This is a genomic window from Streptomyces sp. NPDC002467 (genome assembly GCF_042889825.1).
Lineage (GTDB): Bacteria > Actinomycetota > Actinomycetes > Streptomycetales > Streptomycetaceae > Streptomyces.
This window is the reverse complement of sequence record NZ_JBIARJ010000002.1, coordinates 269562-291495: the sequence shown is the minus strand read 5'-3', so window position 1 is coordinate 291495 and position 21934 is coordinate 269562. Positions and strand designations below refer to the sequence as shown.

Below are 21934 nucleotides of genomic sequence, written 5' to 3'. Positions count from 1 at the left end.
CTGGCGCTACTGCGTTCCGCCTGTGTCTCGTTCTTCACGGCGGACGTCTTCCTCGCCCCACCGTTCCGCCTCTGAGGGGCACTGGCCGGTCGTGGCACTTCGGCTCTCGGTGGCAGGGGGCAGATCTTGTTGAGGGGCCGTGGTGAGGACGAGGCGAAGCCCCAGCCCGCGCTTCTCGGCCTCGGCTGCCGCCCGAGCCAGGCTCGCGTACCAGTTTTCCGCCGGGTCAATGCGGACGAGAATCTCGCCGGCTTCGGTGGTGGCCATCTCAGTGGTCGTCATGACGCCTCGCTCCTGGGCTCGTCGGCGTGCCGCGGGATCAGTTCGACGGGGCAGTGCGCATGGTGCAGCAGGCTGTGCGTCACGCGCCCCAGGGTGCGCCCGAGGTAGCCGGGCGAACGGCGCCCACCCATGACCAGCAGATCGGCATGGCGGGAGGCCTCCACCAGCACCCCGGCGACGGACACACTCCTCTCCGCGTCCGCCTGGACCGTCAGCGAGGGGCACTCGGCCCGGATCTGCTCGGCTACGACCTTCAAGCTCTGCCCACGGTGGCCGGCGACCCCGTTCTGGCCATCGGCTGCTCCCGCCGCGGAGACGACGGACTGCAGGACGCCCTGTACGTACAGCAGCCGAAGCGAGGCCTTGCGCAGCTCGGCTTCACGCGCGGCGTGACGGACGCAATGGAGATCGCGCTCGTCGCGCACGGCGGCCAGCACGACACCGTTCACGGCCTCGTGCTCGCTCCCCCGCACGACGATCACGGGGGTACGAGCGTCCGCAGCGACCTTGAGGCCGACCGAGCCCAGGGTCAAGGAGCTGAATCCGCCCGGTCCCCGGTTGCCGACGACGAGGGTCCCGCGGTCGCTCGCGGCCCGGCGCAGGCTCACCGCAGGCCCGCTACGGCTGAACTCCGTCGTGACCGAGAGCGCGGGATGCCGGGCCTGCACGGCCTCGGCCGTAACGTCCAGCAGTTCACGCCCTGCGACACGGACCCGTTCCATGTCGTCGTCCGAAAGCTCGAGGACCCGGCCGTCGACGTCAGACCCGTACACGATGTGCAGGGGGCGACGGCGCCGCGCAGCCTCGTCCGAAGCCCAGAGCGCCGCCCACCGGGCAGGCTCGGACCCATCGACACCGACGATGACCGATCCGAGGTCCGGACTTCTGCTGTTGTTCTCGATAGCTCCTCCTCGCCGACCGCTATTGGGGGCAGCTCCACGCTGACACCCCAGCGCCGGACAGAAGAGGGGCCCTAGGTACCTCGTCGGGGCCGAAGGTCCCCACCAAGGGTTCTACTCGTCTCCATATGGAATTCGACCGTTGCCACAAGACCGTGTCGGACGGCTCGGCAGCGCACCCGATCAGCTCGCGGTCGCCACAGCCTGCCGGGTACAGCACCGTCTCGGCGCAGACCGGGTTTGGGCCACCGATGTCGGCGGAGCATGCGCGGGGTTCCTCGACGCCTTCAAGACGGCCCGCGACATCCTCGCCGCATCCCACCCCAATGAACGCGCGGTGGTCATTGGAGCCGAGATGTTCTCGACCCCTGACCGACCCACCCAGCCAGCCTGCGGCCCCGGGCCACCGCCTGGGGCCGCCCCATGCCCGTACGCGGCCGACCGCCGGATAGCGGATTCGGCGGCGGCCGGTTCAACGGCCTGCCGCGGGTGCAGCGGCGCACGACGTGCTCGGCCTCTGCGGTGCCCAGGCGCAGGGGTGGCGGAAGCGATTCCTGCGGACTGCGGAAGCGCCGCAACTGCCAGGCAGACTGCTCTGATCTTTGCTTGCATCCAGCCGGTGAACACGACCGAATACGTGGCATCGAGCGGACGGGTGCGCCGTTCCCCATCAAGTCCAGGGCCGTGTCGGTAATGGCGCAAACGGCCTTCTTGGACATCTCCGTGCCGCATACCTCAGCGAGGTGGGCGACGATCTCCCCGGAGGGTCAGGAGGACGTCACTCGCATCAGGGGGCGTTCAGCCCAAAGGTCTGCTTGTTGGCGTTGGCGGCTCCAGGACTGTGTTGTTGTTCGTGCTGATGTCGTTGAACATCGGGAGAACGCCATTGAGGTTGACGGGAAGGATCGACCCACGATCACCGTTGCTGCCGTCGCAGTCGCCGCCGGTGATGGCGGTCCGGTCATGCACGGAGTCGCCGCCGGGGGCGCCGAGGTCAAGCACGCTGGCGGTGTTGGTGGCCGTGCAGGGAGCGTCGGCCGCCACGTCGACAGTGGTTTCGAACGTGTAGCTCGTGCCTCACCGGACGACGCCAGCAGCGTTGGGGTGGTCATGGCCCACCACGCCGCTGCCCGCATCGCGGCAGGCGCTCCCCTGACCGTCATCCTCGGGCTCATCTCCGCGCCTGCCGCCCAAGCCGCTCCCGCCGCTGCGCCCCAGGGCATCAACTCCTCCGCCGGTCCACTCAGTCTGGACAACCTCCTGTCTCTGGGCTTCCTCGCCCCGACGGTCCGCGACGCGAAGCGGCAGGCCACCGGCCTCGTTTCCGGGCTGTCGCCGACCCCGACCGATGCCTCCGGCCTGAGCGGCCTGCTGAAGTAGACGACGAAGGCCGCGTTGCTCCCGGCGGCCGATCTCCAGGACGTCTTGCTGCCCATGCTCCAAGACGACCCACCCAAAACCCGACGCCCGACCAACTCGGCAGCACGCCGGAGACCGGGCTGACCGTGCCTTCTCGGAGCGCGGCCAGGGGCACGGCCGCCTCGCGGACGACGGACATGTACGCGGTCCAGTCTGCGATCGGTCCCGGTGAGGCCTACCTCCACCGAGCCCTCCGGCGAGACGAAACCGAGCTTGACGACCTGGCTCAATCGACCGTGCGGACGCCGAGCCGCCGCGCGGCTTGGTCTGGGTCGAGGGGGACGTGCCGGTCGAGCAGACCGGCCCCGTCGTCGGCTGCCGCCGCACCCGCCGCGTCGTCTCCCGCGACCTGCCCAGGATCAGACCGCCCGAAGGTCTCCGCCCTGAAAGGCCTAGCGGATGGCCAACCCCGTGATCGACGGGAAGCGGGCCGACTCTGCCCGCCGCCGCGAACGCGTCCTGAAGGCCATCGACGCCGCGGTGAAGTCCGGCGGGGACATCACCATCTCCAGCCTCGCCCGCACGGCTCAACTCGACCGGACATTCCTCTACGGCCATCCCAACTTGCTCGAACGCGTCCACGTCGCTGCCAGCGCACCCACGGAAGATGGGCGGATGGCGGCGGTGAGCCGGACGTCCAAACCAACCTCGCGAACGCGCTGGAGGCCAACAAGCGCCTTACCGCACGGGTCCGGCAGCTAGAACGGCGCCTGTCGTCTCAGCTCGGCACAGGGTCTGCACCCGAACAGGGTTGCCGGCCATCGGTGTACCCGGGCTGCGCCCCACACTCGGCGTTCGGTGCGCATGACCTTCCTCGTAGCGTGGAGGCGGCTGCAAGGAGAAGTTGATGGTCACGGGCCCGGAAGAGGCGTCTCATGTGGCGCGCATCCGGCTGGTTCAGTGTGCCCGCAAGCCGTGCGCCCGGAACTGGTCGCGAACGCGCTCGACCAGTGCGGCGTCCGGAACCGGATTGTCGCGGAGCGGGAAGGGGATGCCGAGCGAGTCGTACTTGTGGGTTCCGAGTTTGTGGAAAGGCAGGACGTCGACGCGGTCGACGTTGTCCAGTTCCGCGAGGACGCGGCCCAGCCCATCGATGGCAGCCGGATCGTCGGTCCAGTCGGGGACCAGGACGTAGCGGATCCAGGTCGGGACGCCGAGACGGTTCAGCCGGGTGGCGAAGTTGAGGGTGGGTGCAAGGTGGCCGCCGGTCAGGCGCCGGTAGACGCCGGCGTCGAAGGACTTGATGTCGAGCAGGACCAGGTCGGTATCGGCCAGGAGCGCGTCGTCGGCGCGAGTGCCGAGGGCACCGGAGGTGTCCAGTGCGGTGTGCAGGCCGAGCTCCTTGCAGCGTCGGAACACCTCGGCGGTGAAGGCGGACTGGAGCAGAGGCTCCCCTCCGGTCAGCGTCACGCCTCCACCGGCCAAGGTGGTGAACTGCCGGTACCGCTCAATGCGCCCCACCACTTCGTCCACGGTGACCGGCTGCCCGTCGCGCATGTGCCAGGTGTCGGGGTTGGCGCAGTACAGGCAGCGCAGCTGACAGCCACTGAGGAAGAGAACGAACCGGGTGCCGGGCCCGTCCACGCCGGTGGACAGGTCCCAGGAGTGGATGCGGCCCGTGGTCATCGCGCACCGTGGAAGGTGCGGTTGATGACGTCGAGTTGCTGTTCGCGCGTGAGGCGGACGAAGTTGACGGCGTAGCCGGAGACGCGGATGGTCAGGTCGGGGTAGTTGTCCGGGTGTTCCATGGCGTCCTCGAGGGTGGCTCGGTCGAGGACGTTGACGTTCATGTGGAAACCGCCTGCGGCGGTGTAGGCGTCGAGGATTCCGACGAGGTGTTCCGCACGTTCGGCCGGATCGTGCCCCAGGCCCTCCGGTGTGATGGTGGACGTCAGGGAGATGCCGTCGCGGGCCTGGTCATATGGGATCTTCGCGACCGACAGCGCCGATGCCGCCATCCCGTGTCGGTCACGTCCGTTCATCGGGTTTGCGCCCGGGGCGAAAGGCGTACCCGCACGGCGGCCGTCGGGGGTGTTGCCGGTGTGCTTGCCGTAGACGACGTTGGAGGTGATGGTGAGCACCGACTGTGTGTGCTCGGCCCCCCGGTAGGCCGGGTGGCGGCGCACCTTGGCCATGAAGGAGCGGACCAGGTCGACCGCGATGCGGTCGGCGCGGTCGTCGTCGTTGCCGTAGGTCGGGTAGTCGCCCGCGACGTGGTAGTCGACGGCGAGCCCGGTGGCATCCCGAATGACCCTGACACGGGCATGCTTGATGGCCGAGAGGCTGTCGGCCGCCACGGACAGCCCAGCGATGCCACAGGCCATCGTCCGATGCACCGGGTGGTCGTGCAGGGCCATCTCGATGCGCTCGTAAGCGTACTTGTCGTGCATGTAGTGGATCACGTTGAGCGCGTTGACGTAGGTCGCGGCGAGCCAGTCCAGCGTGCGGTCGTACGCGTCGGCCACATCGGCGTAGTCGAGCTGCTCGCCGGTCAGCGGGGCCGTCGCCGGGGCGACCTGCTCGCCGTTCATCTCGTCGCGGCCGCCGTTGATGGCGTACAGCAGCGCCTTGGCCAGATTCACACGGGCACCGAAGAATTGCATCTGCTTGCCCACCGCCATCGCGGAGACGCAGCAGGCGATCGCGGTGTCGTCGCCGGTGCGGGGGCGAAGGAGGTCGTCGGACTCGTACTGGATGGAGCTGGTGTCGACGGATGTCTGGGCGCAGAACTGCTTGAAGCCCGCCGGCAGCAGGGGGGACCACAGCACGGTCAGGTTGGGCTCGGGGGCGGGGCCGAGGTTGTACAGGGTCTGGAGAAGGCGGAAGGACGTGCGGGTGACCAGGGAACGGCCGTCCTCTCCGATGCCGCCGATGGACTCGGTGACCCAGGTGGGGTCGCCGGAGAACAGCGCGTCGTACTCCGGTGTGCGCAGGAACCGCACGATCCGCAGCTTGATCACGAAGTCGTCGATGAGTTCCTGGGCGCGGCCCTCGTCGATTTTCCCTTCGTCGAGGTCACGCTGGAGGTAGACGTCCAGGAAGGTGGAGGTGCGGCCCAGTGACATCGCCGCGCCGTTCTGCTCCTTCACGGCGGCGAGGAAGCCGAAGTAGAGCCATTGGATGGCCTCGTGCGCGGTGGCTGCGGGACGGGACACGTCGCAGCCGTAGGAGACGGCCATCCGTTCCAGCTCGCCCAGTGCCCTGATCTGCTCGGCCAGTTCCTCGCGGTCGCGGATCACGTCGGCCGTGGACGGTGTCTCGTCCAGCCGGGTCCGCTCGGCTCGCTTGGCCTCGATCAGCCGGGCGGTTCCGTACAGCGCGACGCGGCGGTAGTCGCCGATGATGCGGCCTCGCCCGTAGGCGTCTGGCAGGCCGGTGATGATGCCGGCCCTGCGGGCACCCAGCATTTCGGGGGTGTAGGCGTCGAAGACACCGTCGTTGTGGGTCTTGCGGTACGTGCCGAAGACCTTGGTGACGAACGGATCCGGTTCGAAGCCGTACGCGCGCAGCGCGTTGTCCACCATCCGCAGCCCGCCGTTGGGCATGACCGCCCGCTTCAGCGGAGCATCGGTCTGCAATCCGACGATCAGTTCCAGGTCGCGGTCGATGTAGCCGGGCGCGTGGGAGGTGATGGTGGACGGCATGGCGGTGTCCACGTCGAGCACACCCTTGCGGCGCTCCTCCGGGAAGAGCGCGGTGACGGTCTTCCACACGGTGCGGGTGCGCTCCGTGGGACCGGCGAGGAATGCGGCATCGCCCTCGTAGGGCGTGTAGTTGGCCTGGATGAAGGAACGGACATCGATGTGTCGTTGCCACTCCTCGCCGGTGAAACCACGCCACGACCGGGTGACGAGGGGGCCGGGGTCGGCAGAGTGCTGGACGGTCACGGTCATGTCGTCATCTCCTGGGCCGGGGCGGAGGCGAGGTGGGCGATCGCCCTTTCTCACTGCTGATGGTTCCCGCCGGCTGTGTCGCCGGCCAGGGTCGAAGAGGCAAGGCGGATCCCGCTGACCGGCCCCGGTGAGCGGGGCGGAGAGGGCCTGTGGTCCCGTCGGGGCGAGGGACCATGGGCCCTCCCGCAGAGCGTCACGAGCCCTACCCGGCAGCCGCGGCGGGTACGGGTCCATGACGACGCGGCTCTCCGCGCCCCCGGGCAGCACGGTGCGGGGGCTATGCGCTCGCGTCGGTGCCGTTCGCTTCCAGGGCTGCCCGGCCGGCCTCAAGGCGGGCGATCGGGACGCGGAAGGGCGAGCAGGAGACGTAGTCCAGGCCGGCCCCGTGGAAGAAGTGGACCGAAGCGGGGTCCCCTCCGTGTTCCCCGCACACGCCGATCTTCAGGTCCGGGCGAGCTGCCCGGCCTTCCTCGACCGCGATCCGCACCAGCCGGCCGACGCCTTCACGGTCGATCGTCTCGAACGGGGAGACGGTGAAGACGCCCTTGTCGAGGTACGCGGAGAAGAACGCGGCTTCGACGTCGTCGCGGGAGAATCCCCAGGTGGTCTGTGTCAGGTCGTTCGTGCCGAAGGAGAAGAACGCCGCCTCCTTCGCGATCCGGCCGGCGGTGAGAGCCGCCCTGGGCAGTTCGATCATGGTTCCGACCGGGCAGGTGACGTCGACGCCGGTCTCCAGCGAAACCTCTGCCAGGACCCGGTCCACTTCCTCCCTTACGAGGTGGAGCTCCTCGACCGCGTCCACCAGCGGGACCATGATCTCCGCCCGAGGGTCGCCGCCCGCACGCCTGCGCGCCACGACTGCTTCGGCCAGGGCCCGTACCTGCATGGCCACCAGCCCCGGTACCACCAGCCCCAGGCGCACGCCGCGCAGGCCGAGCATCGGGTTCTCCTCGTGCATGCGCGTGACGGCCGCCAGGAGTTCGCTGTCGTGCGGATCGGCCGGTGTTCCGAGCGCTTCGCCGCGTGCGAGACGGACGGCGAGTTCCGTGCGGTCCGGCAGGAACTCGTGAAGTGGCGGGTCGAGCAACCGGACGGTGACCGGCAGGCCGTCCATCGCTTCGAGGATGCCGATGAAGTCCTGCCTCTGGAGCGGCAGCAGCGCCGCAAGTGCCGCCTCTCGTTCGGTGCCGCCGTGCGCGAGGATCATCGCCTCGACCAGGGGGCGCCGGTCGCCGAGGAACATGTGCTCGGTACGGCACAGGCCGATCCCCTGGGCACCGAAGCGACGGGCGCGGGCCGCGTCCTCGGGGGTGTCCGCGTTCGCCCTGACCTCCAGGCCCCGCACGGCGTCCGCCTGCCGCATGAGCCGGTGCACATCACGCACCGGCTGCCGGGCCGTGCCGTCGGCCGGCAGCACGCCTCCCTCCTCGAAATACCGCATGACGTCGGAGTCGACCAGGGGTACGGAGCCGAGGCGCACCACGCCTTCCGACCCGTCGACGGAGACGACCGAGCCTTCGGGGACCGTCACGCCACCGGCGCTGAAGCGCCGCTGCCGGGTGTCCACGACGATGCCCTCCGCCCCGCACACGCACACCTTGCCCATGCCGCGCGCGACGACCGCGGCGTGGCTGGTCTTCCCGCCCCGGCTGGTGAGCACCGCCTGGGCGGCGACCATGCCCGGCAGGTCGTCGGGCGTCGTCTCCTGACGTACGAGAACGACCTTCTCGCCGGCGGCCGCCCTGCGGACCGCTTCCGCGGAGTCGAACACGACGGCTCCCACGGCCGCGCCCGGTGAGGCGGGCACGCCCCGCGCGATGACCTCGCTCGAGTCCGTGGTGGCGAAGCGGGGGAACATCAGCCGTGCGAGTGCCTCGCCGCCGACCCGGCCCAGCGCCTCCCGCTCGCTGATCAGTCCTTCGTCGGCGAGCTGGGAGGCGATGGCGAAGGCGGCCTGGGCCGTGCGCTTGCCGACGCGGGTCTGGAGCATCCACAGTGTGCCGCGTTCGATGGTGAACTCGATGTCGCACAGATCGCGGTAGTGGGCCTCCAGCCGGTCCATGTAGCCGCGCAGCCGCGCGAACGACGCAGGGTCGAGACCGGCCAAGTCCTGGAGGGGCACGGTGTTGCGGATGCCGGCGACGACGTCTTCCCCTTGGGCGTTGGGAAGGTAGTCGCCGTAGACGCCCGGTCGGCCGGTTGCCGGATCCCGGGTGAAGGCGACGCCGCTGCCTGAGTCCGGACCGAGATTGCCGAAGACCATGGTCTGGATGTTGACCGCGGTGCCCAGATCGTCCGGGATGTGCTCGCGCCGGCGGTACAGGCGTGCGCGGTCGCCGTTCCAAGAGGTGAAGACGGCGAGTACCGCCCGCCGGAGTTGCTCGGCCGGATCCTGCGGGAATTCCTCCCCGGTCCGCTCGTGGATCAGGTCCTTGAAGGTCTCGACGATCCGAATGAGGTCGCAGGTGTCCAACTGCGTGTCGTCGCCCCGGCTGTGTTGCTGCTTGACGGCGGCGAGCGCCGCCTCGAAGTGGGAGCCGTCGACGCCCATGACCGTACTGCCGAACATCTGCACGAGGCGCCGGTAGGAGTCCCAGGCGAAGCGTTCGCGCTCGGGGATCTTGGCCAGGCCCAGGACCGAGAGATCGTTCAGCCCGATGTCGAGGATGGTCTCCATCATGCCCGGCATCGAGAACCTCGCCCCCGAGCGGACGGAGAGCAGGAGCGGGTCGTCCACCTGGCCGAGCCGCTTCCCGGCGGCTCGTTCCAGCGCCGCGAGATGCTCGCCGATCTGCCGGTCGAGGCCGTCCGGAGCCTGCCCCGTGGCGAGGAAGATCCGGCAGGCTTCGGTGGTGACGGTGAAGCCGGGCGGCACGGGCAGGCCCATGCGCGCCATCTCCGCGAGGTTCGCTCCCTTGCCTCCCAGGAGACCGGCCATGTCCCGGCCGCCCTCGGAGAAGTCGTACACATAGGTGGTCATGGCTGCTCGCCTGTCTCTTCGGTGGATGTCGGGTCCCGGGAAGCGGGGCGGCATGCCGCACGGTAGCGGCCGGTTCGGTCGGTCAGTCGTGCGGCACGACCGCGACGGGAGCCAGGGAGTGGTGGATGACTGCGTGGGTGACGGCCCCGATGTGCGTGCCGATCCGCGCACGCCGGTTCCGGCGACCCACCACGACCAGCCGGGCCGCTCGCGAGGCTTCCGCGAGGTCCTGCGCAGGCCGGCCCTGGCGGCATTCACGGACGACGGACACACCGGGGTACTTCTCCGTCCACGGGGCCAGCGCCTCGTCGAGCGCCCGGCGCGCGTCCTGCGCGACCTCCGCCCACATCAGTTGCAGGGCGGCGCCCATGTCGGCTCCGTAGAGCGCCGGAACGGCCCAGGTGTGCAGTACCCGCAGACCGCAGCCGTACCGGGCGGCCGCCGCGAACCCGAAGGCGAGCACCTCGTCGCCGGGTGCGGACACGTCCAGGCCGACCACGACCTCTCCGGCCGGCCCGTCCTTCCCGGCAGCCGGACGGTTGTGCGGTCGGACCAAGGCGAGGGGGCACCGGGTCCGGGCGAGCACAGCCGGCGACACGGACCCGGCGAGGAAGCCGGCCGGCCTGCCCAGGCCACGGGAGCCGAGCACCAACAGCTCCGCCTCGACCGCGGCGGCACACAGCTCCTCCACCGGGTCACCGCAGACCCATTGCGTCTCGGTCCGCAGACCCGGGTGGCGTCGGCGCAGTCGCCTCCCCGCCGTACCGAGCGTCCGCTCACCCCACGCCTGAGCGGTCGCCGGGGCCACCAGGCGCGTACGCGGATCGTCGTCCTTGCTCCAGACCTGGAGAATCCGGAGCGGCGCCGCGCGGCGCACTGCCTCCCCGGCAGCCCAGTCCACGGCGGCGAGGCTCTCACGGGATCCGTCGAAGCCGACGGTGACGGTGCGGGACATGAACGGCTCCTCGGGAGAACGGGGAAGGCCTTGCATCTCCACGGTGGCCTGCCCACGACCCGCCCGCCGAGGGGCCACAGGTCCCTGCTGCGGGTCCTGTAGGCCCCACACGAGCGCACACCGCCGAGCGGTCGGTCGCTCATCCGGTTCTGGCACCACGCCCGCTGCCCCGTAGCTGTCGTGTCGCACGCCTGACGGCCCCGCCCCGCTTCGGCGACGGCCCCGGCCGGCCTCTCCGGCAGACATGCGGAAGCGGCCCGGCCCGACGTCCGAGAAGGACGCCGGGCCGGGCCGCTCAGCCGTTTCGCGGGCGCGTGAACCTGCGCTCAGATCCCGGCACAGCCGTCACACCTTGCCGAGCCGCCCGCTCTGGTCTCCCTGGGCGGCCAGAGCCTGCGTGGCGATGACGGCGGCCTGCACTCGCCGTTCGACGCCCAGTTTGGCGAGTAGCCGGGAGATGTTGTTCTTGACCGTCTTCTCCGCCAGGTAGAGCCGCTGACCGATCTCACGATTGGTCAGCCCTTCCCCGACAAGAGCGAGGATCTCACGCTCGCGCTCCGTAAGGCCGGGCAGACCCTGTGGAAGCTCCTCCTGCTGAGGTCCGCCGCGCAGCCGGGCCATCACCCGCGCCGTAGCGCCGGGGTCCAGCATGGACTGGCCGGAGGCGACCGTCCGCACGGCGTTCACCAGGTCGGTTCCGGTGATCTGCTTGAGCACGTATCCGGACGCGCCGGCCATGATCGCGTCGAGCAGCGCCTCCTCGTCGTCGAATGACGTCAGCATCAGGCAGGCGAGGTCGGGCATGCGGGAGCGCAGCTCCCGGCAGACACTCACGCCGTCCCCGTCCGGCAGGCGCACATCCAGGACGGCGACCTGCGGGCGCAGCGCGGGCACACGGACGAGCGCCTGCTCGACCGTGCCCGCCTCCCCTACCACGGTCAGGTCCGGCTCGGCGTCCAGCAGATCGTGCACACCGCGGCGCACGACCTCGTGATCGTCGAGGAGGAAGACCCTGACCGGTTCCTTCCCGGTGAGGCCGCCGCTGCTGTCCGTCATCGCACACTCCGAGTTCGCCGAGTCTTCCGCCCGCCGGCGGATCCACTGCATCGTGCCGTGCGAGCGGGACCTTAGGCCAGGGCCGGATGGCCCTCATGCGCGGCCGCGCCCCAGATGGCTGCCCTGGACCCCGGGTCCACACGGTCTCGGCGGCCCGCCCGCAGAGGGGCCGCCGCCCTACGCGCGGTCAGAAGGAGGGAAGGGGCCGCGGCCCGGCATAGTAGGCCGCGCGCATGATGTCCTCCATGTCGTCCAGCATCGGCATGCGCGGGTTGGCCGGGGCGCACTGGTCCTCATAGGCGTTCAGTGCCTGCTGCGGCAGCGCGCCGATGAAGGCGGCCTCGTCAAGTCCCAGGGCGCGGAAGGACGGTTCGATGCCCACGGCGTCCCGCAGGCGTTCCACCGCGGCGGCGTACGAGGCCACGCCCTCGGCGGGGGTGGATGCGGGGAGCCCCAGGGCACGGGCGATGTCCTGGAACCTCTCGGGCGCGCGGTAGCTCTCGTACTTGGGCCATCCCGTCAGCTTGCCGGGAACGGTGCCGTTGTAGCGGATCACGTGCGGCAGGAGGATCGCGTTGGTCCGCCCGTGGGCGATGTGGAAGGTGGCGCCCAGGGTGTGGGACATGGCGTGGACGATGCCGAGGAAGGCGTTGCCGAAGGCCATGCCGGCGATGGTGCCCGCGTTGTGCATCCTCTCCCGTGCCACGCTCCGCCGTGCCGACTCGCCGGTGACCGCCGCCTCGAGGTGGTCGAAGACCAGCCTGATGGCGTGCAGCGCCAGACCGTCGGTGAAGTCGTTGGCATAGACGGAGACGTACGCCTCGGTGGCATGGGTGAGGGCGTCGAAGCCGCTGTCGGCCGCGAGCGACGCCGGCAGGTCGTTGGTCAGGACGGGATCGATGATCGCGACGCTGGGGGTCAGGGCGTAGTCGGCCAGCGGGTACTTCTTGCCGGTCGTAGGGTCGGAGATCACGGCGAAGGGGGTGACCTCGGCGCCGGTTCCCGAGGTGGTGGGAACGCAGACGAGGCGGGCCTGCTTGCCGAGCACGGGGAAGCGGAAGGCGCGCTTACGGATGTCGGAGAACTTCTGCCGCATGTCGGCGAAGTCGACGTCCGGCTGTTCGTACAGCAGCCACATCACCTTCGCCGCGTCCATGGGGGATCCGCCGCCCAGGGCGATGATGGTGTCCGGCCGGAAGTCGCGCATGAGGGCGGCGCCACGCTGTACGGAGTCGATGCTCGGCTCCGGCTCGACGTCGTCGATGACCTGGATGGTCACGGGTTGCTGCCGCTGTTGCAGGACACGGCTGACGCGCTCCACGTAACCGAGCCTGGTCATGGTCGCGTCGGTGACCACGGTGACGCGGTGGACGTCGGGCATTGCCGCGAGGTAGCGGATGGCCTGGGGCTCGAAGTAGATCTTCGGCGGCACCTTGAACCACTGCATGTTGTTCTGCCGGGTGGTGACGCGCTTGATGTTGAGCAGCTGGGCGGCCGAGACGTTGTCCGAGACCGAAGTACTGCCCCAGGAACCGCAGCCCAGGGTGAGGGACGGGACCAGACGGTTGTAGATGCCGCCGATCGCTCCTTGCGAGGAAGGCGAGTTGACGATGATCCGTACGGTTTTCATACGACGGCCGTAGCGCTCGGCGAGGGCCGGGTCCCCGGTGTGGATCACCGCGCTGTGTCCTTGCCCGTGGAAGTCGACCATGTCGGCCGCGAGGTCGAAGCCCTCCTCGGTGGACCCGGCCCGCAGCACGGTGAGGACGGGGCAGAGCTTCTCCCGCGTCAGCGGCTCGTCGGGCCCGACGTGGCTCGCCTCGGCCAGGATGAGCGAGGTGTCCGCGGGTACGGTGAACCCGGCCTGCTCGGCGATCCGGTCGGGGCTCTGTCCGACGGCTGCCGGGTTGACGCGGCCCTGCCGGCCGGCCGGGTCGGGCGGAAAGAGGTAGGTCTCCAGCTTCCGCTTCTCGTCGGCCGTGGCGACGTACGCGTGCAGGCGCCGGAATTCGGCGAGCGCCTCGTCGTACACGTCGGTGTCCAGGATGACCGCCTGCTCCGACGCGCAGATCATGCCGTTGTCGAAGGACTTGGACAGGACGAGGTCGTTGACCGCCCGGCGCAGGTCCGCGCTGTGGTGCACGTAGGCGGGCACGTTGCCGGCGCCGACGCCGACGGCGGGCTTGCCGGCCGAGTAGGCGGCCTTGACCATGGCGTTGCCGCCGGTCGCCAGGATCAGAGCGACGCCTGGGTGTCGCATGAGGAGGCTCGTGGCCTCGATCGAGGGAGCCTCGATCCACTGCACGCAGTGCTCGGGCGCTCCGGCGGCGACGGCGGCGTCCCGCACGATGCGTGCGGCTTCGGTGCTGCATGCCTGCGCGGAGGGGTGGAAGGCGAATACGACGGGGTTGCGTGTCTTCAGCGCCAGCAACGCCTTGAAGATGGTGGTGGACGTCGGGTTGGTGACGGGCGTGACCGCGCAGAGCACACCTACGGGTTCGGCGATCTCGATGATGCCCTCGATGTCGTCGCGGCCGATGACGCCGACCGTCCTCGCCCGGGACATGCTGTGGGTGACGTGCTCGCAGGCGAACATGTTCTTCGCCGCCTTGTCCTCGAAGACACCCCGCCCGGTCTCCTCCACCGCCGAGCGGGCCAGGGCGGTGTGCTGATCCAGGGCGGCCACCGAGGCCTTGGCGACGATGTGGTCGACCTGCTCCTGCGTGAAGGACTCGAAGTCGGCGAGCGCCTTGGAGGCGTTGTCGACCAATAGGTTCACGGCGATGAGCGTGTCCGACGGGGTGCCGTCGGTGGTGGTGCGGGGGTCGCTGGTCGCCTGTGTCATGGAAAGCTCCCTGGGTGTGGGTGGCGCTGTGGCCACACGTGGCCGGCCACCGGGGTGGCCACCCGTTCCGTCCTGTCACCTACAGCCTTGCCCGGGACGGGTCCTCGGCGGAGGTCCCGAAGGTCCCTCGACGGGGCCCGATGGTCTCCGGCATCTGTGGCAGCGCAGAGGCTTGCGCCACCACCGGGCCTTCCGTGCCTCTACGGCGTCCGCCGCCCGGGCTGCCGCCGGCTCACCGGGCGTCGAGCAGCGTGGCGACGTACTGGGTCAGGTCGACGAGACGGTTCGTGTAGCCCCACTCGTTGTCGTACCAGCCGAAGACCTTGACCAGGTCGCCGTTGGTCTGCGTCAGCGGGGCGTCCACGATGCACGAGGCGGGGTCGCCGACGATGTCGCGCGAGACGATAGGGGCATCGCTCACCCTCAGGACGCCCTTCAGCGGTCCCTCGGCGGCTTCCCGGAAAGCGTCGTTGACGTCCTGTGCGGACACCTGCCGTGCCAGTACCAGGCTGAGGTCGGTCAGCGAGCCGTCCTCGACCGGCACGCGCACGGCGATGCCGTCCAGGGTGCCGGCGAGTTCGGGGAGCACCAGGCCGACGGCGCGGGCGGCGCCGGTGCTGGTCGGGATGATGTTCACTGCGGCCGTGCGGCCGCGGCGCAGGTCCTTGTGCGGGCCGTCGAGCACGACCTGGTCGTTGGTGTAGCCGTGGATGGTGGTCATCAGTCCCTTGACGATGCCGAAGCGCTCGCTGAGGACTTTCATCATGGGGGCCACGCAGTTGGTGGTGCAGGACGCGTTGGAGATCACGTGGTCGACGCGCGGGTCGTACGCGGACTCGTTGACGCCCATGACGATGGTGGCGTCGACGCCCTTGCCGGGGACGGACAGCAGCACCTTGCGTGCTCCTGCCGTCAGGTGCCGGCCCGCTTCCTCCTTGGTGCGGAAGCGTCCGGTGGCCTCGATGACGACGTCCACGCCGAGCGCGTCCCACCCGAGGTCGGCGGGGTCGCGCCGGGACGTGACCGCGATGCGGTGACCGTCCACCGTAATGGATTCGCCGTCGTGATCAACGGTGCGGTGGAGTCGGCCGTAGGTGGAGTCGTAGGTGAGCAGATGGGCCAGCGCAGCCGGGGAGGTGAGGTCGTTGACGGCCACCACCTCGATGGGGGTGCCGTTGCTCGTCTCCGCGCGTTCCATGACGCAGCGCAGGTAGTTCCGGCCGATGCGTCCGAAGCCGTTGATTCCGATGCGTACGGTCATCTCCGCCGCCCCTTCCGTTGGGTGCCGATGCGAGTGGTGCCAGCCTGGGGGGCATGTAGCGCCGCGGGCAGGGGTCGAACGGGGTGCACGCCAGGGCCGTTGGGCCCTCTCCCCGGCGGGCCCCGCCCGGCCCGGCCTGTCACGGGCCGAACGGCCCGGCGTGCGGGTCCTGACCGGTTCTGTTCCCCGGCCGTCCTCCGCCCCACTCTGGAGGCAACGGCAAGCATGAGGAGCAGACGAACCCGGGGCTTCCCGGCCCCTGCGCGCTGAGCACAGCGGTCGGCGGGCAGTCAGAGGTCGTGGTGCCATCGGCGGTATGCGGAAACCTGCGAGACGAGTGGAGATGAGCACCATGGTCGAAGAACGGACGGTGGGCCAAGTCATGACCAGCGAGGTGGTCCAGGCCCGCCCGGACACCTCCTTCGAAGAACTGGCTCGCATGTTCATCGCCCACCGGATCGGCGGGCTGCCGGTGGTGGATGACGACGACAAGGTCATGGGCGTCGTCTCACGGAAAGACCTTGCCAGGCAACAGGGCTGTCTCGGCCGGCACGACTCCGGGCGGCATCGGATGGCGCTCACACCACGGCGACCGGCCGACGCCCACTCCGTCGCGGGACCCGCCCTGGCGGCAGGCGAGCTGATGACCAGCCCGGCTGTAACCGTGCATCCCGAACAGCGCGTCGCCGACGCCGCGCGCATCATGGAACGTCGCCACGTCGACCGGTTGCCGGTGGTGGACGAGGAGGACCGTCTGATCGGCATCACCACGCGACGTGATCTGCTGCGCGTCTTCCTGAGGACGGACGAGGAGATCCTCTCGGACGTCGCCGATGCCGTCTCCGGCCGGGCGCCTGCCGCCCACCGCATCGACGGGCTCCGCATCGACGTTCGCGACGGGATGGTCACCATGGCGGGTTCATCCGAACCTGCCCTCGATACAGCGGCGTTGATCAGGGTCACGTGGCGCGTGGACGGTGTGGTGGGTGTGGTGAACCGGCTGACAGCCGGCCGCGAGAGCGATCACTGACAACAGGGCGGGACACCACGGGCTCTTCCGTCGGTTGAGCGGCCGCAGTCACCGCGGCCGGTCGCGGCGACCCGGAGCCGCCGACCCGAGCCGTGCTGCCGGTCCGGCACGTCACGCGATATCAGCCCGGGGCTCGTCGACTTACCCGTCTCTGGGTCTGTAGGCCGAACGGCCTTGCCCGGCCGACCGGAAGTCCCGGTTTCTCTGGTGGTGTCGGTACCAGTGGCTCCGTGGCGGGGTCCGGACGGCTCTGCCCGGGAGCGGCCGCCGGCAGACAGGCTGGAAGGGATCGAGGAGGAGTTCCCATGAGCGGTCTCAAGACCAGCCGGACAGCCGACGTCCAGGTCCGCAACCGAGGGCAGGTGCCCGATGGCGCGGACGTGTACGCCCAGGGAAAGATGCTCGCGGTGATCGGCCACGTGCGCGGACCCGTGCTGACCGTGCGGGTGAAGCTCACGCAAGCCGTCAACACTTCGGCAAACCGCCCGGCCACGGCTCAGGCCGTGGTGGACGTCAACGGCCGGATGGTTCGCGCCCACGTGGCCGCGAACAGCATGTTCGAAGCGGTCGACCTCCTGCAGGAGCGCCTGGCTGCCCGGCTCACCCGGCCACGGCGGTATGCGGCGGGCGGCCCCCACCGCAACGGCACGCCCAGCCGGACATCGCGGGACGGCGCAGGGCACGACCACCGTCCGCACCGGCATCACGTTCCCGCCGAAGAGCGCCGGATCGTGCGGCACAAGTCCTTCAGCCTGGTCCACCAGACGCCTGAGGACGCCGTGATCGACCTGGAGGCCATGGACCACGACTTCTGGCTCTTCACGGACCTGGCCTCCGGGCGCGACAGCGTCGTCTACCGCGACGTCCGTACCGGGCGGCATCGCATGGCTTCCCTGGGACCTCTGGGTCAGGAACGGGAGGTCGACGGTCTACTCGGCGTGAGCACGGTTCCCGTGCCGACGAGCAGTGTGACCGAGGCCGTTTCACGGTTGCACCTCACCGGGCTGCCCTTCGTCTTCTTCAACGACACGGCCACCGGCCGGGGTTGCGTCCTCTACCACCGCTACGACGGCCATTACGGGCTGATCACTCCGTCCCGGTAACACGTTCCGGGCGACGCCGCACGCCCGGCCGCCGGTCCCCGGACCAGTGCCGCAAACCACCCGAAGACCCCTCACCCGGAGGAATCATGTCACGTACCGTCATCGCCGCCGTGGACGGCTCGGCCGAGTCGCTGGCCGCTGCGGACTGGGCCGCCCACGAGGCACAGATGCGCCGTCTGCCCCTGCACCTCCTGCACGTCTGGCAGGACTGGTCACGGACCTTCACCCACGCCCCGTTCACCGGCCTGGACACCACGCCCTGCGAGGGGGCGACCGCCGCACAGCACTACGCCGAGCAGGTCACCCAGGACGCGTCCGACCGGCTGCGGGCGGCGTACCCCGGCCTGGAGATCAGCGTCGAGCAGGTGCACGGCCGCCCCACGGAGGTGTTGCTGTCCGCCGCGGAGAAGGCGGAAGTCCTGGTCGTGGGTTCACGAGGGCTGGGTGGCCTGGCCGGCTTCCTGACCGGATCGGTGTCCCTGCCCGTCATCGCGCACGCCGAGCGTCCGGTCGTCGCCGTACGGGCCGGGGAACGGGCCGAGTGTGAACCGCTCCCCGGGACGGGCGACCACGGGGACCGCAAGGGGCAGTGCCTCGACGTGGTGCTCGGCCTCGACCTCTCCAGGCCGTGCGACGAGCTGCTCGCGTACGCCTTCGAAGCCGCCGCTGCCCGAGCGGCCACCCTGCGGGTCGTGCACGGCTGGAGCGTACCGGTGGTCGAGGGGTACGACCCTGCGGCGGCCGACCCCGGCCACGGCGTCGCGCTGGGACTGCGCGAGGCGAGCGCACTCACCGACGTACTGCGGTCGTGGCGCGGCAAGTTCCCCCAGGTCGAGGTCAAGGAGCAGTGCCTGGTGGGACGGCCCGCAGGCCACCTCGTGGAAGCGTCGAAGGAAGCCTCGCTGCTGGTCGTCGGACGGCGCATACGCCGGGCGGCGGTCGGAGCACACATCGGCCCGGTCACCCACGCAGTGCTGCACCACGCCACGACGCCCGTGGCGGTCGTCCCTCATCTCTGATCGTCGCGAGCCTCACCAAGGACGGATACACCCCGGCTGCGGTCCCCCGACGGACGCCGTCGCCCCTTGACACCAGGAGCCCTCGTCGCGCAGCTGCGCGACGAGGGCTCCTGGTGTGCTGCGACCGCAGTGGTCGGTGCGTTGCTTGTCGTACCGGGTGGAAAAGACGGAAGCCACTGCGGCGAGGGGCGCGATGGGGCGGTCGGTCCGGGTCCACAGGCCGGCCGGGAAGGACCGTTGCGGCAGTCCCCGCGCGTCCCCACCACCTCGACCAAAGCGTCCGTGCAGGCCTTGCCCGCCCGCCTGCCGCCGACGCAACTCTCAGGCCTGCCAGCCCCGATGGGTGGCCGCCCGACGCCGCGAGCATATCCGCATCAGCAGCCGCAGCGAGACGGCCATCCGGTGGGGCGAGCGCCCCACCGGTGGCCGGTCGGCGCTGTCGCACTGCCGGTCCACAGCGAGGACGGGAATCGCGCCCGTGCAGTCGCTCCGATGGCCGGCAGTCCGGGCATGAGGCCCCACCACCTTGAGCGGCCACGGACACCATGCCCTGCTCGAGCTCACGGTCGCGGCTCAGAGGAGCGCCCAGGGCCCTGTCGGCGCCGTCCGGCGGAGCCCACAGGTCCGCCTCGTGCCGGGCACACGACGGTGGCCGGCTGGTCGGTGTCCCGACCAGCCGGCCACTTGCCTGCCCCGTAGCGATTCAGCGCACTGCCGCACCGAGTGCGAGGAATCCGGCGACGGCCACCAGCAGAGCACCCATCAGTGGTGCCATGAAGCGCAGGTACCGGTCATAGCGGACCTTGGCAAGGGCGAGGCCTCCCATGACGACGGCCGAGGTGGGCGTAACGAGGTTCACCCATCCGGAAGCCGACTGGTACGCGGTCACCACCAACGCCCGGCTCACTCCGGCGAAGTCGGCCAGGGGGGCGAGGATGGGCATGGCGAGTGCCGCGTGGCCGGACGAGGAGGGGACGAAGAAGGCCAGCGGGAGGTTCACCAGGAACATCAGGACGGCGAACACGCCGGAGGAGGTGTCGGCCACCGCGCTCCGCAGGACGTCGAGGATGGTGTCGGTGACACTGGCGTTGTTCATGATCACCGTGACTCCGCGGGCCAGCATGACGATCAACGCCGCTCCGATGAAGTCCCCTGCGCCGGCGGTGACGGCGTTCACCGTGCCCTTCTCGCCCAGGCCGCCGACCAGCCCGACTGCGACCGCCGCGACGATGAACAGGGCGGCGAGTTCGGGGAAGTACCAGCCGAGGGTGGGCAGGAAGGTGACGTGCAGATCGGACCAGGGGACGACGGCGAAGATCATGAAGAGGAACGTGGTCGCGAAGAGGCACAGGACCATGCGCTGGCGACTCGTGAGCTTCGCCGCTTCGCCACCCTCGGCCTTGATGCGGAGGTCGTCCTCGGTGAGGGGTGTCAGCGACCGGGAGGGGTCCTCGGTGACGCGGCGGGCGTAGCGCACGACGTAAGCGGCTGCCAGGGCCGTCAGGCAGACCCACATCACCAGTCGCAGGACGATGCCGTCTCCCGTGCCGATGCCGGCGCTGTCGGAAGCCACTCCGGTGGCAAAGGGGTTGACGGTCGAGGCGAGGGTGCCGACCCCGGCTCCCACCATGACGACCGTCGCGGCGACCATGCGGTCGTAGCCCAGGCTCAGCATCAGGGGGATCATCAGCCCGTAGAAGCCGAGGGTTTCCTCGGCCATGCCGTACGTGGTCCCGCCGAGGGAGAACACCGTCAGCAGGACCACCAGCAGCAGGGTCCTGCGGTGGTGCAGACGCTGCGCGAGGCGCGCCACTCCCGTCGTGAGTGCCCCGGTGCGCATCGTGACGGTGATGAACGCGCCCACGGCCAGTATGAAGAGGAACACGCCGGCCGCGCCCGCGAAGGAGCCGGTGCCGCCAGGTGCGGTGAGGCCGGTCCCGGCATCGGTGACGCCGTACAGACCGTTGACCGGGGCGAGGAACAGGTCTTTGAGCCGCTCCCAGAATCCGGTGGTCAGTTCTACGGAGTGGTAGGTGCCCGGTACGGGGCTGCCGTCCTTGGTGTCGTAGCGGCCGGCGGGGATGACGAACGTCAGGGCCCAGACTGCGACGGTGACGACGAACAGGACGGTGAAGGCGGACGGGAACCGAAGCCGCCGCCGTGGGGCCCCGGGCGCGCCGGAGTCCGTTCTGGCTCTGGCCGGCTGTGGGGATGCGGGTGCGCTCTGCAGAGTCATGTCAGGTCCTGTGTTCCGTCGTGGCGGGCTTCGCGAAAGCTGCCGCTGGGTGTGACGACGGTGCCGGCGGCTCCGTCGAGGATGGCTCGGGCGTCTTCGAGAGCGCCGATGGCCGCCATTCCGCCGGTGAGCTCGACGAACCGGCACACGGCGTCGACCTTGGGTCCCATGGATCCGGCGGGGAACTGCTGGGCTCTCAGGGCCGCGGGTGTGGTCCGTCCGACGGGCTCGGCGCCGGGGGTGCCGTAGCCGAGCGAGACGTGGGGAACGTCCGTGAGGAGCAGGAGCGCGTCGGCGTCGAGCGCCTCGGCCAGGAGGGCGGCGGTGAGGTCCTTGTCCACCACGGCTTCGACGCCGGTCAGCTGCCCCTGTTCGTCTCGGATCACCGGTACGCCGCCGCCTCCTGCGCACACGGCCACCGCTCCCGAGTTGAGCAGCAGCCGGATGAGCCGGGTCTCCACGACGCGTTGTGGACGGGGGGACGGTACGACGCGTCGCCAGTGGGCGCCGTCCTGCTTGACCGTCCAGCCGCGTTCGGCGGCCAGTCGCTCCGCGTCGGTCCGGTCGTAGACCGGGCCCACGAATTTGGCCGGGTCGGTGAAGGCGGGGTCGGCCGCGGAGACGAGGGTCTGGTTGAGCAGGGCGCAGACCTGCCGTTCGGGCAGGGCGTTCTGCAGGGACTGGAGCAGCCAGTAGCCGATCATGCCCTGGGTCTCCGCGCCGAGGACGTCGAAGGGGTAGGGGCTGCTCAGGGAGCGGTCGGCGGCGCTCTGGAGAGCGAGCACGCCGACCTGAGGTCCGTTGCCGTGGGTGATGACGAGTTCGTGCTCGTGCGCGAGGGGAGCGAGCGCGGACACAGCGGCGCGGACATTGGCGAGCTGCACGGCGGCGTCCGGCCGCTCCTCGCGGCGGAGCAGGGCGTTGCCGCCCAATGCGACGACTACACGCATGACGTG

Annotated in this window: 17 protein-coding genes; 5 read left to right on the top strand and 12 right to left on the bottom strand. The window is 70.1% G+C overall.

Features of this window, described 5'->3' with window-relative positions; all coding sequences use genetic code 11:
* Positions 1-6: 6 nt before the first annotated feature.
* The 3 genes from ACFYYJ_RS04645 to ACFYYJ_RS04635 form a co-directional block, all read right to left on the bottom strand.
* Positions 7-282, bottom strand: a complete 276-nt coding sequence (locus tag ACFYYJ_RS04645) for a hypothetical protein (protein ID WP_266607101.1) — start codon at positions 280-282, stop codon at positions 7-9.
* The gene (locus ACFYYJ_RS04640; RefSeq protein WP_389129042.1) at positions 279-1145 is read right to left on the bottom strand and encodes a universal stress protein; all 867 of its coding nucleotides are present in this window, start codon (positions 1143-1145) and stop codon (positions 279-281) included. The genes ACFYYJ_RS04645 and ACFYYJ_RS04640 overlap by 4 nt, the downstream gene beginning before the upstream one ends.
* Positions 1146-1979: 834 nt before the next feature.
* Positions 1980-2225 (bottom strand): hypothetical protein, encoded by a 246-nt coding sequence (locus ACFYYJ_RS04635; protein WP_389128431.1) that lies wholly within the window; start codon positions 2223-2225, stop codon positions 1980-1982.
* A 66-nt stretch (positions 2226-2291) separates the two neighbouring features.
* Between ACFYYJ_RS04635 and ACFYYJ_RS04630 the strand changes: the two genes are divergently transcribed.
* On the top strand, positions 2292-2561 hold the full coding sequence (locus tag ACFYYJ_RS04630; protein WP_389128429.1) for a hypothetical protein: 270 nt from the start codon (positions 2292-2294) through the stop codon (positions 2559-2561).
* 438 nt (positions 2562-2999) lie between these two features.
* On the top strand, positions 3000-3302 hold the full coding sequence (locus ACFYYJ_RS04625; protein WP_389128427.1) for a hypothetical protein: 303 nt from the start codon (positions 3000-3002) through the stop codon (positions 3300-3302).
* 195 nt (positions 3303-3497) lie between these two features.
* On the opposite strand, the gene pflA is transcribed toward ACFYYJ_RS04625, so the two are convergent.
* The 7 genes from pflA to gap form a co-directional block, all read right to left on the bottom strand.
* Positions 3498-4226 (bottom strand): pyruvate formate-lyase-activating protein, encoded by a 729-nt coding sequence (gene pflA, locus ACFYYJ_RS04620; RefSeq protein WP_389128425.1) that lies wholly within the window; start codon positions 4224-4226, stop codon positions 3498-3500.
* Positions 4223-6493 (bottom strand): formate C-acetyltransferase, encoded by a 2271-nt coding sequence (gene pflB, locus ACFYYJ_RS04615; RefSeq protein WP_389128423.1) that lies wholly within the window; start codon positions 6491-6493, stop codon positions 4223-4225. The genes pflA and pflB overlap by 4 nt, the downstream gene beginning before the upstream one ends.
* 277 nt (positions 6494-6770) lie before the next feature.
* Complete coding sequence (ppdK, locus tag ACFYYJ_RS04610) at positions 6771-9473, bottom strand: pyruvate, phosphate dikinase (protein ID WP_389128422.1); 2703 nt, start codon at positions 9471-9473, stop codon at positions 6771-6773.
* Positions 9474-9555: 82 nt separating this feature from the next.
* On the bottom strand, positions 9556-10428 hold the full coding sequence (locus tag ACFYYJ_RS04605) for a universal stress protein (RefSeq protein ID WP_389128420.1): 873 nt from the start codon (positions 10426-10428) through the stop codon (positions 9556-9558).
* Positions 10429-10773: 345 nt separating this feature from the next.
* A complete protein-coding gene (locus ACFYYJ_RS04600) occupies positions 10774-11484 on the bottom strand; it encodes a response regulator transcription factor (RefSeq protein WP_202203253.1) in 711 nt (236 codons plus the stop codon).
* A 187-nt stretch (positions 11485-11671) separates the two neighbouring features.
* Positions 11672-14329 carry a bifunctional acetaldehyde-CoA/alcohol dehydrogenase gene (adhE, locus tag ACFYYJ_RS04595; protein ID WP_389128417.1) on the bottom strand — a complete coding sequence of 886 codons (2658 nt, stop codon included), beginning with the start codon at positions 14327-14329 and terminating at the stop codon, positions 11672-11674.
* A 232-nt stretch (positions 14330-14561) separates the two neighbouring features.
* Positions 14562-15590, bottom strand: a complete 1029-nt coding sequence (gap, locus tag ACFYYJ_RS04590; protein ID WP_389128415.1) for a type I glyceraldehyde-3-phosphate dehydrogenase — start codon at positions 15588-15590, stop codon at positions 14562-14564.
* 343 nt (positions 15591-15933) lie between these two features.
* Between gap and ACFYYJ_RS04585 the strand changes: the two genes are divergently transcribed.
* The 3 genes from ACFYYJ_RS04585 (at position 15934) to ACFYYJ_RS04575 (ending at position 18742) form a co-directional block, all read left to right on the top strand.
* Complete coding sequence (locus ACFYYJ_RS04585) at positions 15934-16620, top strand: CBS domain-containing protein (RefSeq protein WP_389128413.1); 687 nt, start codon at positions 15934-15936, stop codon at positions 16618-16620.
* A 305-nt stretch (positions 16621-16925) separates the two neighbouring features.
* Positions 16926-17723 (top strand): sigma 54 modulation/S30EA ribosomal C-terminal domain-containing protein, encoded by a 798-nt coding sequence (locus tag ACFYYJ_RS04580; RefSeq protein WP_389128410.1) that lies wholly within the window; start codon positions 16926-16928, stop codon positions 17721-17723.
* 86 nt (positions 17724-17809) lie between these two features.
* Positions 17810-18742, top strand: a complete 933-nt coding sequence (locus ACFYYJ_RS04575) for a universal stress protein (protein ID WP_389128407.1) — start codon at positions 17810-17812, stop codon at positions 18740-18742.
* A gap of 703 nt (positions 18743-19445) precedes the next feature.
* Here the strand turns inward: ACFYYJ_RS04575 and ACFYYJ_RS04570 are convergent.
* Positions 19446-20978 (bottom strand): YfcC family protein, encoded by a 1533-nt coding sequence (locus tag ACFYYJ_RS04570; protein ID WP_389128404.1) that lies wholly within the window; start codon positions 20976-20978, stop codon positions 19446-19448.
* Positions 20975-21928 (bottom strand): carbamate kinase, encoded by a 954-nt coding sequence (gene arcC / locus ACFYYJ_RS04565; protein WP_389128401.1) that lies wholly within the window; start codon positions 21926-21928, stop codon positions 20975-20977. The genes ACFYYJ_RS04570 and arcC overlap by 4 nt, the downstream gene beginning before the upstream one ends.
* Between the last annotated feature and the right edge of the window lie 6 nt (positions 21929-21934).